Source organism: Pseudoalteromonas sp. QJM3NY_12, assembly GCF_056173165.1.
The window spans coordinates 1,906,530-1,920,896 of the sequence record NZ_CM149661.1; the positions used below are offsets into that span (position 1 = coordinate 1,906,530).

The window sequence follows — 14,367 nt, forward strand, 5'->3', positions numbered from 1 at the left end:
ATAAAATTCATACACCTATTGCTTACAATTTATAATATACTAAGTGCTAAAGCCGAAGACGAATTGATAGGTTGAGACATGGATAAACAGTGGCAAAATAGAATAATTGAACAATATAAGCACCGCCCTAACGATAACCGCTCTCCTTGGCAAATAGACCGCTCACGAATCATTCATGCTGCTGCATTTAGGCGTCTTCAAGCTAAAACCCAAATAATGGGTATTGGCTTAAACGACTTTTACCGTACACGCCTTACCCATTCATTAGAAGTCTCGCAAATAGGCACCGGCATATTGCGCCATTTAAAGGCCCAACATCCAAGCTTTGAACATTTTCCATCTACTGGATTGCTCGAAACCTTATGTTTAGCGCACGATATAGGTCATCCACCGTTTGGGCATGGTGGCGAAATTGCACTTAACTATATGATGCGTGATCATGGTGGTTTTGAGGGTAACGCACAAACACTGCGCATTGTGGCAAAGCTAGAGCCCTACAGTAACGGCTACGGCATGAACTTAACTAGACGCACCTTGTTAGGATTTATTAAGTACCCAGCTTTTATTGATAACCTTTGGCATAACATCCCACAAGAAAATAAACAGTGTGCGTTTATAAAAGCCGATGACTGGCGACCAGCCAAAGGTATTTACAATGACGATGCCGCGATATTTAATTGGATTATTGAGCCTCTTAGCGCAAGTGATAAAGCGTTATTATCTAGCCAAGAACATGCAGATGCTTACCGCGCTAAAACCCGTTATAAATCACTCGACAGTGCTATTATGGAACTGGCTGATGACATTGCTTATGCCGTTCACGACCTTGAAGATGCCATAGCGACGGATGTGCTCAGTTTAGACGATTGGCAAACCCATGCATTGCCGCATTTACAAGCACTTGACTATGACTGGTTAAACACTTTGCTGGAATCACTCTCCAAGCGGTTATTTTCAAAGTATGAACATGAGCGAAAAGACGCCATAGGCGAACTGGTGAATACCTTTATTATTCATATTCATTTAGATACCCAAAACGATGAATTTGAGTGCCCTATTTTAAAGCACACCGCAAAATTAGATCAGCAATACGAAAATGTGCTACAGATCCTCAAACACTTTGTATTTCAGCGTTTAATACGCGACCCACAAATGCAGCAAATAGAATTTAAAGGGCAAAATCTACTCATAGAATTATTTACTGCGTTTGCCAGTGATCCGCTGCGCTTATTACCCGAAACCACGCAAGCACTGTACCTTGAAGCTGAGAAACACAATCAAGGCATGCGTATTATTTGTGACTATTTAAGCGGTATGAGCGACGAATACGCTTATAAAACCTATCAACGGTTGTTCTCTCCTATACAATAAGTTAGCTAATCTGAACTCAGGTTAGTCAACATGAAAGCCGAGTCACATACGTAACTCGGCTTTTCGTTAGTTTATAAAATCACACTACAGTGATTTAATGCCCATGTTGTAAAGCGTAAAACCGTACATGTCGGCATAAAGGTCAATAATTTTACTGGTTGGTGTACCTGCACCATGGCCTGCATTGGTTTCAATACGGATAAGCGTTGGGTTAGTACCTGCTTGATTCGCTTGAAGTTCAGCTGCAAATTTGAATGAATGCGACGGTACAACGCGGTCATCATGATCGCCTGTAGTGATCATCGTCGCCGGATATTCAACCCCTACTTTTACGTTATGAATTGGCGAGTAACCTTTTAAGTAATCAAACATTTCTTTACTTTGGTCGCTAGTACCGTAATCGTATGCCCAACCAGCGCCAGCTGTAAATGTATGATAACGAAGCATATCCAATACGCCTACCGCAGGTAACGCAACTTGAAACAAGTCAGGTCTCTGGGTCATTACAGCACCCACTAATAACCCACCGTTTGAACCACCACGCAGTGCTAAGCGTTTTTTAGAGGTGTATTTTTTATCTTGTAAGTATTCAGCTGCAGCAATAAAGTCGTCAAATACGTTTTGCTTTTGCAATTGTGTACCTGCTTTATGCCACTCTTTACCGTATTCACCACCACCACGAATATTAGCAACTGCGTATACGCCGCCTTGCTCAAGCCAAGCCGCTGTTGTAGGGCTAAAGCGAGGTGTTAAGCTTATATTAAAGCCACCATAGCCATATAAAATAGTTGGGTTGCTGCCATCTAATTTAATATCACTTTTATAAGTGATAATCATCGGTACTTTAGTGCCATCTTTAGAGGTATAAAATACTTGCTCAGAGGTATAGTTATCGCTATTAAAATCTATCCCTGACTTACGGTATACTTTTGACTCACCGCTTTGCACGTCAAAGCTGTAAGTTGTACCTGGCGTTTTGTAGTTAGTAAACGAGTAATAGAGCGTAGTTTGCTCTTTTTTACCGCCAAAACCACTCGCTGTACCAACACCTGGTAAGCTAATTTCGCGGATCAATTCGCCTTTTTTGTTGTACTGCTTCACTTTAGAAATAGCATCAACCATGTAGTTGGCAAAAAACGTATTTCCGCCAAGCGTTACATTAAGTACATTTTCAGTCTCTGGGATAAAATCTTGCCAATTTTCAGGCTGTGGATTGCTTGCATCAACCGTCACTACTTTTTTATTTGGTGCATTTAAGTTAGTAACCAAAAATAGCTTGCTGCCTTCGTTATCAATTACGCTGGTATCAGAGTCGGTATTACCCACTACGGTCACAAATTCGCTATCTGGCTTGGTTAAATCTTTAATAAATAACTTATTACCAGAGGTCGATACGCTGGCACTAATAAACAAGTAACGACCATCTTTGGTTGCTTTAGCGCCCACATAGCGGTGTTTTTGTTCTGCTGTATCGCCAAATACTAAAGTATCTTCGTCTTGATCTTGGCCTAACTTATGGTAATACACTTTATGTTGATCAGTTTTTGCAGAAAGCTCACTGCCCTCTGGCTTATCGTAGCTTGAATAGTAAAAACCGTCATTCGCTAGCCAGCTAACGCCACTAAATTTAACATCAACTAGTGCTTGCTCTACCTGCTCTTTGGTCTCGGTGTCTATAACAATGATTTTACGCCAATCACTACCACCTTCTGATATTTGGTACGCTAACAATGAACTATCTTCTGAAAATGATAAACCCGACATTGAAGTGGTGCCATCTTCACTAAAAGTATTAGGATCTAAGAACACTTCAACTTCAGCGCCGTCTTTGCTGCGGTATAAAACGTACTGGTTTTGCAGGCCATCATTTTTATAAAAATAAGTGTAATCACCTTCAGTAAACGGCGCGCTGATTTTTTCGTAGTTCATTAGTTTTTCAAGGCGCTGTTTGAGTGTGTCTCTGTAAGGCACTTGTTCTAAATACGAAAAGGTTAGGTTGTTTTGTGTTTTAACCCATTGAGCCGTTTCATCACTCATATCATCTTCTAACCAGCGATACGGATCAGCCACGGTTTCACCAAAGTAAGTGTCAACCACAGCGCCTTTTTTAGTTTCAGGGTAATCTAGTGAGTTAACTGCTTTCATAGCTGTTTTTACTTTATTTTGAGTGGTGTTTTCTGCAGGTTGTGAACAACCCGCAAGTGCGATTACAACCGCACAGGTCAGTGTTTTTTTAAGCATTGCTTTATCATTATTTTATCTATAGTGAACCTAACCTATTAACTTTTACTGCTTTTGTCTATTGAGATGCGGTAAACGTCATTTATCGCTGTTAACCTACGCTAAATTGCGCTTAAATAAACGAACGACTTTTAAGCACTCGCAGGTTGAGTAATGACAGAAACTAAATCCTTTTCTAGCTTTAAACGCTTTTACCCTTTCTATTTAAAAGAGCATCGGAATAAAACCTGTCGCAGACTGCATTTTATTGGCAGTAGTTTAGTGTTGTTACTAGTCGGCTATGCGCTTATTAGCTCGCAATTCGTATTGTTATGGTTATTACCGGTGATTGGTTATGGCTTTGCATGGGTTGGGCATTTCTTTTTTGAAAAAAACCGCCCCGCCACATTTAAGCACCCGTTTTACAGTTTATTGGGTGATTGGGTCATGTTTAAAGATATGTTGATTGGCAGAATTAAATGGTAAATGGCTACTTACGCCTCGGTATTATAAACACCTCACCTTACTTGCTGTAAATAAATTGTAGATTGAATGTAATTCAATTGACCTCGATTATAAAAATAGTCTAATTTGGCAACAGTAATTTCAATTAGTTCATTATTCTAACAAACACTATATTGAAACCACCTGAAGAGCATCGAATGAGGGAAATTAGTTATGCAAATTACACCGCTATTTACAGCAAAAAAGACCATCACTTTAAGTATCGCCGCTGCACTTGTAGGCTCATGGACGGCTAACGCTGCTGAGCAAGAGACTCAGGCGCAAGAAAACATTGAACAAATTAGTGTAATTGGCTCTCGCCGACTAGGCCGCACAGTTGAAGATAGCCCTGTTCCTATTGATATTATTAGTAATGATGCCTTAAAAAGTTCGGGGCAAACAGAAACAAATGCACTATTAAGTACGTTATTACCAAGTTTTAATTTCCCCCAACCATCAATTACCGATGGCAGCGATCATGTACGCCCCGCTCAACTGCGTGGCTTAGCCCCTGATCACACCCTAGTGCTCGTAAATGGTAAACGTCGCCACAGTAACGCGCTACTTAATTTAAACGGCTCAACGGGTCGAGGCTCGTCATCGGTTGATTTAAACGCCATACCTGCAAACGCGATTGAACGTATTGAAGTATTACGCGACGGCGCCGCAGCTCAATATGGCTCAGACGCTATTGCCGGGGTGATTAATATCGTCCTTAAAAGCAATAGCAGTGGCGGTAGTTTGGGTGCCGTATATGGTGCAAATATTACCGATATGGACGGTGTCGCGCAGTTACAATCGGTTTCTGAGGACGCAAATGGTGACTTAGCTTTTACTGAGGGCAGCGACCGCTCGCTTACCGACGGCCAAACCTTAACTCTGCAAGGTAATATGGGGTTTGAATTAGGCGATAACGGCTTTTTGAGTATTTCTAGTGAATATCGCGATCGCAGCTCTACCAACCGCTCTGATTACGACCAACGCGAAAACTACGCTCGTTTACCTGATGGCTCTCTCGACCCACGCGAATTCACATGGGATCGTTACAACCATAACTTTGGTAACGGCACTGTTGAAGACTTTGCGCTGTTTTACAACGCAGGTTATCAGCTAACTAACGATGCTGAGCTCTACTCGTTTGGCTCTTACAGCAAGCGTGAAGGCGAAGGCGGTGGTTTTTATCGTCGCGCCCAAGACAGCCGTAACGTTACAGAAATATACCCTGATGGCTTTTTGCCGGTGATCACCTCAGACATTGATGACTTTTCATTGGCTTTAGGTGTGAAAGGCTTTGCTAATGAATGGAACTACGATGCTTCTGCTGTATATGGCCAAGATGCCTTTAACTTTGGTGTTATTAATAGTTTAAACACTTCATATGGGCCAAGTAGCCAAACCAGTTTTGATGCCGGCACGCTAACTTACGATCAGCTGACTATTAATCTTGATTTTAGCCGTGAGATTGATGCTGACTTTTTAGCCAGCGGAATTAACGTGGCAGTGGGCGCTGAGTATCGCCGCGAAGGGTATGAAATTCAAGCAGGTGAAGAAGCCTCTTATGCGCGTGGTAATTTTGGCCCAGGTGGTGCCGTGACCGATCCGGTTAATGGCCCATTCGGCTCTGCAGGTTCACAAGTGTTCCCGGGGTTCACACCTGAATCTGCGGGTGATAACAGCCGCCACAATGTTAGCCTTTACGTTGACTTAGAAGCCTTTATTACAGATAACTGGAATGTTGCCGTAGCCGCCCGTTACGAAGACTACTCTGATTTTGGCGACACGCTTAATGGTAAAATTGCCACTCGCTATACACTTACAGAAGACTTAGCACTGCGTGGCTCTGTATCAACTGGGTTTAGAGCTCCGTCTCTACAACAGCAATACTTTACCTCGGTAGCGACTGTATTTGTGGATGGCGAACCAACACAGACAGGTACCTTTGCGCCAAGCAGCGATGTTGCCGTTGCATTGGGTTCACCAGGTTTAGACGCAGAAGAAGCTACTAACTACGGGGTAGGCTTTACGTGGTCAACCGACTTCAACTTCAGCTTATCTGTTGATTACTACCAAATATTAATTGATGACCGTATTGTGTTATCAAATAACTTATCGGGCGCAGGCGTTGCAAGCTTACTTGAGGGCACCGGCGCTAACCAAGGTCGATTTTTCTTAAACGCGATTGATAGCAAAACCCGTGGCGTTGACGTCGTGGCTTCTTATAATTTAATCACCGACAACTACGGTGATGTAGCGTTTAACTTAGGTTACAACTACGGTAAAAACCAAGTCACCGATATTATTGACCCACCAGCACAATTACAAAATGTTGGGGTTGAGCAAGATAATTTGTTCTCGGGTAACGAGCTACGTCGTTTTGAAGTGAGCACACCGCGCAATAAATACAACCTTAGCGCAACATGGACACTTAACGAATGGCGCACCACACTTCGCAGCACTCGCTACGGTGAAACACAAGACCCGTCTGAAAACCCAGAGCGTAACGAAGTGTTAGAACCTAAATGGATCACCGATTTAGATGTTGCCTATGCACTTAATAATAACCTTACTCTTAGCTTAGGCGCTAATAATGTGTTTGATGTATACCCAGATCCAACTCGTGAGCTGGTGAGCGATGTAACCACTTTCTCTCGCTTGTTCTCGTACTCGGGCTTTTCACCATTTGGTTTTAATGGCCGTTATGTATACGGCAAAATTGAAATGAAGTTTTAAGCTGTAGCTTAAACCAAAAAGCCACACTAAATAGTGTGGCTTTTTAATAGCTTAGGGTCTGTTGATCTTTCAAGGTTAAATTTGCAGCAGTCTGTTTGGTATTTAGGCAAGGCAGAGCCTATGTGGTGTGGTTATTCCCCATAAATAGGCGATAACGCAGCATCAATGCCAAACAGGCGCTGCCCGAAGGGTTCTGCCTAGGGACGATTTACTCTTTGTTGCCTACATGGATGTAGGTAAGGAGCGTGAGCAGGACGCGGAAGCTTTGCTCGGTTTTTACTTAGCCCACTAGGTTACAAACCTCGCGCCGCGATTAAACCGCCCCTAGTTTGAACAAATTTTAATCCGCAAAGGTCAACAGACCCTAGAACCCGATTAGATTTTAGTTAACCAACCGTGTTTATCTTCGCTCTTACCCCATTGAATGTCGTTCAATGCTTGACGTAAGCGTGCCGTTGTTGGCCCTGGTTCACCGTTACCTACTTTGTATTCTTTATCGTTATGGATAAACGTACCTACTGGAGTCAATACTGCCGCAGTGCCTGAAAGTGCTGCCTCAGTACCTGGTTTTGCTGCACGCTCTAAAAGCTCAGTGACAGTAAAGTTGCGCTCGCTAACCGTCATACCTAAATCTTTAGCTATGGTTAAAATGCTATTACGGGTTACACCGTGTAAAAATGTGCTGTCGAGTGCTTTTGTGATGATTTCATTGCCATCAATTAAAATAAAGTTTGCGGCACCGGTTTCTTGTACATCGCCGCCTGGGCAAAATAAAATTTGGTCGGCTTTATATTTAGTGCGTGCTGCTGAAATTGGGCCAAGTGCGCTGGCATAGTTACCACCGCTTTTGATCATACCCATGTGCGGGGCACAGCGCATACCATCTTCTTCAAGTAAAACACGTAACGCAGTTGCACCACCTGAAAAATAATCACCCACTGGCGATAATAATGTGTAAAGCAACGAACTCATTGACGGTGCCGCCGCTTTACCAATGGCAGCTTCTGTACCAATGTGGGTTGGGCGAATATACATAGAACCAGGAGGAAGCGGCGTTTCATCGGCGTATTCACGAACAATATCGATGATCATTGTTTTTAGCATCTCGCCATCAACAGCAGGTAAACTCAACAATTCAGAACTTTGCTGCATGCGCGCAATATTAGCGTCCATTCTAAAAATATTAACCGAGCCATCTTCGTGACGAAAGGCTTTTAACCCTTCAAAACATGTACTTGAATAATGAAGAACGTGCGCACCTGCATGCAACTCAAGCTTATCGCAAGGAACAATTGAGCTTTCGCCCCACTGATTGTCAGAAAACTTAGCTTGAATCATCTGCGGCATAAACACAGTACCAAATGCTGCCATTTTTATTCTCTCTTGTGTGGTCTATTTTTCTCCATTGTATGACAACCAGCTACTATTTAACCATAGCAAAACGAGCTGTTTTTAAATTAATTAGAAGAATTTTTTGCATGTACTGATGATTATTTAATCAATAAAGCGCTTGCTAACTCTTTAATGCAATAATCAGCTAACATTTTATAGTTAGCTGATTATTTAATGCATACATAATAGTAGCGGCTATTTTATTAACCTCTATTTAAATGAATAACGTAATATACGCTTTAACACTGAGGTGTATTGCTGAAAAAATCCGCCAGTATTATAAGCAATCCCCTGCTTTTGTAATGCGGCTTGCACTTTAGGCGCAATTTCTTGATAACGGGACGATGGCATATCAGGAAATAAATGATGCTCTATTTGAAAGCTTAAATGCCCAGTTAAAATATGAAACCAACGTGCCCCTTTAATGTTTGACGACCCCAGCGCTTGGCGATAATACCACTGCCCTTGGTTTTCGTTTTTGCAGTCTTGCTCAAAAAAGGTATGGGTTTGCTCGGTAAAATGGCCACAAAAAATAATGGTTGAGGTCCATAGGTTACGAATTAAGTTTGCCAAAAAATTACCGCTTAATACCCATAAAAACAGAGGTCCCGCAAAAACTGGAAATAACACATAGTCTTTAATTAGTTGGCGCGCCCCTTTACTAAAAAAGCGCTTTTTTAAAGTGCTATGCGCTACAGCGCCTTTACGGTTTGGTTTCTTTTTACCTATAAAGACTCGCTCGCCTGCGAGCTCATGATACGACACGCCCCACTGAAACAGCACGCTTAAATTTAAATAGGTAATAAACTGCCATGTATTTTTTAGCCGCCATTTAAAGTCATTGCTCAACCTTAATAAGCCATAACCAAAGTCACGATCTTTTCCGATAATGTTAGTGTAAGTATGATGTTCAAAGTTATGAACGCGGTTCCAGCTTTCGCCATCGCAGGCTATATCCCACTCGTAGCTTTTAGAGTTAAGTTGTTTGTCGTTCATCCAATCGTATTGACCATGCATTACGTTGTGGCCAATTTCCATGTTGTCGAGAATTTTAGCCAAACCAAGTAATAAAACACCCGCTACCCACAATAATGGCTGTACAAAACCAAGCATCAATAAAATCCGTCCGCCTATTTCGCAAAACCGCTGCTTACGCACAATAGAACGAATATAGTTTGCATCCTTTTGCCCAACTGTAGCTAATGTCGACATTTTAATTTCATCTAAATCATCGGCTAACTGTTGATAATTTATAGTTGTCATAGCTGTAACTCCAAATCGCTAACGGCTTGGCTCACACACAGTTGAATTAACTGCTCGCCAGTATCTGATAATTGATTAGTTTTTAAATTACGCACCACTCCCGACTTTTTAATGCACTGGCATTGATGGCAAATACCAATGCCGCAACCACGCTGCACAGGGAGTTTTTTTGCTTCAAACTGGTTTAATAGCACCTCATTACTAGTCACTACATGCGTGTCTTTATTTATTATTACTGAAAAATGATTGTCGTCAGTCAATTTAGGCATGGATAGACCAAACGATTCTTGGTAATAGGTTAAATTAAGTAGACGAGTAAAATCTGCAACTTCTTGCATAAAGCCAGCAGGACCACAGCAATATATATCAGGATTATCGTCCGTATTTATATGAGTAGTTAAATATGGGCTTCGATCCCGTGTAAGCAGTACGTAAGAAAAATGATTATATTGCTGTGTCAGCATTTTTAACTCATTAGTGCATTGATGCTCACCTGCTTTTGCAAAGTAAATTAATTTTATCTGATGCTCAGTATTACTTAGCTGCTGATCAAGCATTGCAAGCATAGGCGTGATTCCCGAACCACCAGCAATAAACGTGCTGGGTTTGTGCCAGCTTTTAAATACAAAGTCGCCACTTGGTAAAGAAATATTACACCATGGCTGCACCGCTAATGCATTTTGCAATTGGCTTGTAAAATGACCTTGCTGATCTGTTTTTACTAATAAACGAAGTAAACCTGTCGCCTTAAATTGTGCGGGGCTGCATGCCAAAGTAAACACTCGAGTAAGCAAACGTCCATTAGCTTCCACCGTTAAGCTAATGTGTTGACCAGCAATATGTATAGGCCACTTTTTACTTGGTTTAAGTGAAATACTTAAAAATCGCCCGCTTAGCGCTTGAACATCAACAACCTTGGTTCGAAAAAGGTCAGCGCGCCACGCAGGTTTAAACACTTGCATTATTGGCTCAATATAAGCTGCAAAGCTTTGATGGTGTAAAAACCATTTTGAAAATTGATCTAATACCGGAGTTAACATGGTTATAAATTCTCTATTTAAATCGACTACCCATTAGTTTCTGCTGGGTTTTATATTTGAGCATACACGTGTAAGCCCAAAATTCAGCGCACAAGTGTACGCTCGAATTTTTAAATTTCAACCCCATTAGAGTAATTATTCAATTTTTCTAGAGCTACATTTAAAGGTTAACAACGCTCAAGTACCCAATGGACAACGATTAAATTGCGTGCACTTGTATTTATCCCAAATACTTAACACCATGATAAATAGCGTGCTAAGGTAGTTAAAATTTAGTTAATTTTGGAAGCCATTATGAACAAAATAACAACGCGTAAAAAATTTTCTACACTTGCCAAAATCAGTTGTGCATTTGCACTTTCGGGGCTCACCAGCCTCAGCACTTATGCAGTTGATTTTAAAGAATTGGATAAATTAGCGCTTAATGTAAAACCGGTAACTGTTGCCCAAGGAATTTCGATTCCGTGGGCTATTGAGGCTCTGCCAAACGGTGACTTATTAATAACCGAGCGCAGCGGCATCCTTTATTTACTTCGTAATAACTCCACCAGCTTAACTAAAATCACTGGGCTACCAAAAATAGATGCCAACGGCCAAGGCGGGCTTCTTGATTTAGAGCTACACCCTGATTTTGCTAATAATCAATGGCTATATATTACTTATTCAAGCAGTGAAGGCGATGGCGCAGGTAGTAACACCGCACTTATGCGTGCAAAGCTAAGTAACGATCACAGCCAACTACTTGAGCCACAACAATTATACAAAGGTGAGCATAACTCTAAAAAAGGTCAGCATTATGGCAGCCGTATTGTGTTTGATAACCAAAACTATGTGTATTTTTCGATTGGCGATCGCGGCTCGCGAGATATTAACCCACAAGATTTAGGCCGTGATGGCGGTAAAATTTATCGTTTACACGACGATGGTAAAATTCCATCTGACAACCCCTTCGTAAACCAAAAAGGTGCAAAACCAGCGGTTTGGTCTTATGGGCATCGTAACCCACAAGGCATGTGGTTCGATGGTCACAATAGTATATTTTGGGCACACGAACACGGCCCCCGTGGTGGCGATGAGCTTAATATGATTAAACCTAAAACTAACTACGGCTGGCCCGTGGTGAGTTACGGTATTAACTACAGCGGCACCTCGTTTACCGATTTAACCGAAAAACCGGGCATGCAAGCGCCCATATTACAGTGGACACCGTCTATCGCTCCTTCAGACATGTTGCTAGTAAAAGGTGATAAATACCCTGAACTTAAAGGTAAATTTTTACTCGCTTCAATGAAATACGCCTTTGTTAGCGTATTAGAAATAGCAGATGGTAAGGTCGTTAAACAAAGTAAATTACTTGAAGGTATTGGCCGTATTCGCAGCCTAGCCCAAAGTGACGATGGTACTATTCACCTTGGATTAGATGGCCAGGGCATTGTGCGACTAGATCCTAAGTAGTCATTTAATACATCTAATTACAGTAACAGCAAACTTTTTGCAGCTTAACTGCGTACTGTTACTGTAATTAGCTAATAAACAACGAGGGTGTTGATGTTTTCATTTTTAAAGCCAGATCCAATCAAAAAATTGCGTAAAGAGTACGATGCAAAATTAGAGCAAGGCATGCAAGCACAAAGAAAAGGCGATATTAAAAGCTATGCGATATTAACTGACGAGGCTGAAAAAATCTGGAATGAAATAGAAGCACTCGAAGCCAAAAAGGCCAAGTAAAAATATAGCCTACCAATTCAAACCAATCCCGCGTTAAAAACGCGGGGTTTTAATACTTACAAACATCCTTTTTTAAATTCACTTAAGCCCAACCAGATAATTCCCCAACTTAACCTCCATCGTAACCAGCTTTTAATTGAGCACAGCTCATTATACTCATAGCATTATTGCCTTCTCTTACTTATGCTCATAACCCACCTAAAAACTCACATAAACAATTATTTACATTAACGTTAATTAGTGGAATTATTAATCTACTCCAAAAGAGTTGATGCATTGTTTTAAGTATCAGAATATTAAAGCGCTGATGATTTTGTGAGTGCGAGGAAAGCATTTTTAGTAAAGTGTGTAATTAACCCATAAAGCATCAAAAATTTACTGGAAAAAATGCAATATAATGAAAAAATTATAATTAAATCAAGGAATACAGATGTACACAGGTAGTTGTTTATGCGGCTCAATCAACTTTTCAATTAATGGTAAAGTTACTGATATTATTCATTGTCATTGTTCGCTTTGTCGTAAGGCCAGTGGCAGTGCTTTTGCTACTAATGGATTTATTAATGCCAGCGATCTGACATTAACTGACTACAACGGCACACTTACTTTTTACCAAAGTAGTGAAGGTAAACGTAAGTACTTTTGTAAAACCTGCGGCGCTCCAATTTATAGTGCTAACGCTCAATCTCCTCAAAGATATCGCCTTCGATTAGGCGCGTTAACCTGCGATATAACAGAGCGACCAATATCGCATAATTTCATCACCTCAAAAGCTAATTGGGAAGACTTAGATGCTCAGCTTCCTCGTTATGAGGGACATGAGCCAGGGCGAGAGTAAATCCATATAAATTTATCTATTTTTTTGAAGTGGGAGTTTGAATGAATCTGAATCAAGTAACTTTGCCAGTTAAAGATATGAATGAAGCGGTGAGTTTTTATCGCACACTTGGCTTTACCCAAATCGTTGATACACCTCATTATGCACGTTTTAGTTGCCCTGAAGGTGACTCTACATTTTCATTATCTTTAGAAAGTGAATTTTTTGAAAATCATTCTGTAATTTATTTTGAGAACGATAACCTTGAGCAATTGTGCCAGCAGTTAATCAAAAAAGGGATCGTATTCGAACAGCAACCCACAGAGCAAAGGTATCTATGGAAGGAAGCGGTTTTAAAAGACCCTTCAGGAAATAAAATTAAGCTCTATAAAGCTGGAGAAAATCGATTAAACCCACCTTGGAAGGTACAAAAACAGCCATAAAGCTGAACACGAACCAGCATTGCGCTAAGCAGCTAAATGCTGGCGTTTAAGTACTGTACTTAGTTATTTATATTCCACCTTAGCGGTTAAGCGATTAAATAATCCTGGGAAAAACCGTTTTATAAACGGTGCCCAACCACTTAACCCTTGGCCTATTACTACTTCATCCTTTTTATTGTAGATTGCAGTGAGCATTTTTGATGCGGCTACATTTACGTTCATACCATTTTCTATTGAAGGCTCAGGTTTGTTTTGCGCTTCCCCTTGCTCGTTCAATGAGTTATGGGCAATCGCCGTTTTAATTGAGCCTGGGCAAATAGTTAAGCAATGTATGTTGTGCTGCGCCACTTCGGCGCGTAAGCAATCCATAAAGCCTACCACAGCGTATTTACTGCCTGAGTATCCGGTTCTAAACTTTGAGCCTACTTTGCCTGCCACGCTACTAATAGCCACTACTGAACCGCTTTTACGTGCCACCATTGAAGGTAGTACCGCTTTAGTGAGTGCAATTAAGCCAAAGTAATTTACTTCCATAAGTTGCCGGTACACTTTAAAGTCGTTTTCTAAAAATAAACTACGCTGCGATACGCCACCGTTATTAATTAAAATATCAATGGGGCCTAAGCTATCTATTTTCTCCGATACATCCTGCAGTACCATTTCGGGCTTTGATAAATCAAGCGGGATAACACGGTGCCCCTCGCCTTTTAACTCGTCTTTTACTTGGTTGAGTTTATCGATATTTCGCGCTGATAAAATAACCTTTGCACCTTGCTCTGCAAATTGTTTTGCAAGTTCTTCACCAATACCTGATGATGCGCCGGTGATCCACACTGTTTTATTATTATAATCCATGGTT

General features: G+C 41.1%; 12 protein-coding genes. 7 read left to right on the forward strand and 5 right to left on the reverse strand.

Translation table 11 applies throughout. From position 1 onward, the window contains the following. Positions 1-78 precede the first annotated feature (78 nt). Entirely contained in the window at positions 79-1,371 is a 1,293-nt protein-coding gene (locus AC0VZ5_RS08830) for an anti-phage deoxyguanosine triphosphatase (protein ID WP_475472441.1), read from the forward strand. An 84-nt stretch (positions 1,372-1,455) separates the two neighbouring features. Here AC0VZ5_RS08830 and AC0VZ5_RS08835 read toward each other — a convergent pair whose 3' ends face one another. After that, on the reverse strand, positions 1,456-3,612 hold the full coding sequence (locus AC0VZ5_RS08835; protein ID WP_475472443.1) for a prolyl oligopeptidase family serine peptidase: 2,157 nt from the start codon (positions 3,610-3,612) through the stop codon (positions 1,456-1,458). Positions 3,613-3,765: 153 nt separating this feature from the next. Between AC0VZ5_RS08835 and AC0VZ5_RS08840 the strand changes: the two genes are divergently transcribed. Together AC0VZ5_RS08840 and AC0VZ5_RS08845 are read left to right on the forward strand one after the other, a co-directional pair. Beyond that, on the forward strand, positions 3,766-4,077 hold the full coding sequence (locus AC0VZ5_RS08840; protein WP_178956179.1) for an Mpo1-like protein: 312 nt from the start codon (positions 3,766-3,768) through the stop codon (positions 4,075-4,077). A gap of 192 nt (positions 4,078-4,269) precedes the next feature. Further along, positions 4,270-6,825, forward strand: a complete 2,556-nt coding sequence (locus AC0VZ5_RS08845) for a TonB-dependent receptor plug domain-containing protein (protein WP_475472445.1) — start codon at positions 4,270-4,272, stop codon at positions 6,823-6,825. A 375-nt stretch (positions 6,826-7,200) separates the two neighbouring features. Here AC0VZ5_RS08845 and AC0VZ5_RS08850 read toward each other — a convergent pair whose 3' ends face one another. From AC0VZ5_RS08850 to AC0VZ5_RS08860, 3 genes are all read right to left on the reverse strand, one after another. Continuing rightward, a complete protein-coding gene (locus AC0VZ5_RS08850) occupies positions 7,201-8,202 on the reverse strand; it encodes a branched-chain amino acid aminotransferase (RefSeq protein WP_304644689.1) in 1,002 nt (333 codons plus the stop codon). Positions 8,203-8,427: 225 nt separating this feature from the next. Further along, positions 8,428-9,480, reverse strand: a complete 1,053-nt coding sequence (locus AC0VZ5_RS08855; protein ID WP_475472447.1) for a fatty acid desaturase family protein — start codon at positions 9,478-9,480, stop codon at positions 8,428-8,430. Further along, a complete protein-coding gene (locus tag AC0VZ5_RS08860) occupies positions 9,477-10,520 on the reverse strand; it encodes a flavin reductase family protein (RefSeq protein WP_475472449.1) in 1,044 nt (347 codons plus the stop codon). The genes AC0VZ5_RS08855 and AC0VZ5_RS08860 overlap by 4 nt, the downstream gene beginning before the upstream one ends. A 294-nt stretch (positions 10,521-10,814) precedes the next feature. Here AC0VZ5_RS08860 and AC0VZ5_RS08865 point away from each other — a divergent pair, with 294 nt between their 5' ends. The 4 genes from AC0VZ5_RS08865 (at position 10,815) to AC0VZ5_RS08880 (ending at position 13,508) form a co-directional block, all read left to right on the forward strand. Continuing rightward, entirely contained in the window at positions 10,815-11,975 is a 1,161-nt protein-coding gene (locus AC0VZ5_RS08865; protein WP_475472451.1) for a PQQ-dependent sugar dehydrogenase, read from the forward strand. A 93-nt stretch (positions 11,976-12,068) separates the two neighbouring features. Further along, positions 12,069-12,248 (forward strand): DUF6435 family protein, encoded by a 180-nt coding sequence (locus AC0VZ5_RS08870; RefSeq protein ID WP_475472453.1) that lies wholly within the window; start codon positions 12,069-12,071, stop codon positions 12,246-12,248. Between the two features lie 430 nt (positions 12,249-12,678). Next, entirely contained in the window at positions 12,679-13,086 is a 408-nt protein-coding gene (locus AC0VZ5_RS08875; RefSeq protein ID WP_054201063.1) for a GFA family protein, read from the forward strand. 41 nt (positions 13,087-13,127) lie between these two features. Next, a complete protein-coding gene (locus tag AC0VZ5_RS08880; RefSeq protein ID WP_475472455.1) occupies positions 13,128-13,508 on the forward strand; it encodes a VOC family protein in 381 nt (126 codons plus the stop codon). A 63-nt stretch (positions 13,509-13,571) separates the two neighbouring features. Here AC0VZ5_RS08880 and AC0VZ5_RS08885 read toward each other — a convergent pair whose 3' ends face one another. After that, a complete protein-coding gene (locus AC0VZ5_RS08885) occupies positions 13,572-14,363 on the reverse strand; it encodes an SDR family oxidoreductase (RefSeq protein WP_138608214.1) in 792 nt (263 codons plus the stop codon). Positions 14,364-14,367: the final 4 nt, after the last annotated feature.

What these genes read in the sequence shown, in the direction of transcription:
- AC0VZ5_RS08830 (WP_475472441.1), top strand. Translation starts at nt 79, where the DNA reads ATGGATAAACAGTGGCAAAATAGAATAATTGAACAATATAAGCACCGC.
- AC0VZ5_RS08835 (WP_475472443.1), bottom strand. Translation starts at nt 3,612, where the DNA reads ATGCTTAAAAAAACACTGACCTGTGCGGTTGTAATCGCACTTGCGGGT.
- AC0VZ5_RS08840 (WP_178956179.1), top strand. Translation starts at nt 3,766, where the DNA reads ATGACAGAAACTAAATCCTTTTCTAGCTTTAAACGCTTTTACCCTTTC.
- AC0VZ5_RS08845 (WP_475472445.1), top strand. Translation starts at nt 4,270, where the DNA reads ATGCAAATTACACCGCTATTTACAGCAAAAAAGACCATCACTTTAAGT.
- AC0VZ5_RS08855 (WP_475472447.1), bottom strand. Translation starts at nt 9,480, where the DNA reads ATGACAACTATAAATTATCAACAGTTAGCCGATGATTTAGATGAAATT.
- AC0VZ5_RS08860 (WP_475472449.1), bottom strand. Translation starts at nt 10,520, where the DNA reads ATGTTAACTCCGGTATTAGATCAATTTTCAAAATGGTTTTTACACCAT.
- AC0VZ5_RS08865 (WP_475472451.1), top strand. Translation starts at nt 10,815, where the DNA reads ATGAACAAAATAACAACGCGTAAAAAATTTTCTACACTTGCCAAAATC.
- AC0VZ5_RS08870 (WP_475472453.1), top strand. Translation starts at nt 12,069, where the DNA reads ATGTTTTCATTTTTAAAGCCAGATCCAATCAAAAAATTGCGTAAAGAG.
- AC0VZ5_RS08875 (WP_054201063.1), top strand. Translation starts at nt 12,679, where the DNA reads ATGTACACAGGTAGTTGTTTATGCGGCTCAATCAACTTTTCAATTAAT.
- AC0VZ5_RS08880 (WP_475472455.1), top strand. Translation starts at nt 13,128, where the DNA reads ATGAATCTGAATCAAGTAACTTTGCCAGTTAAAGATATGAATGAAGCG.
- AC0VZ5_RS08885 (WP_138608214.1), bottom strand. Translation starts at nt 14,363, where the DNA reads ATGGATTATAATAATAAAACAGTGTGGATCACCGGCGCATCATCAGGT.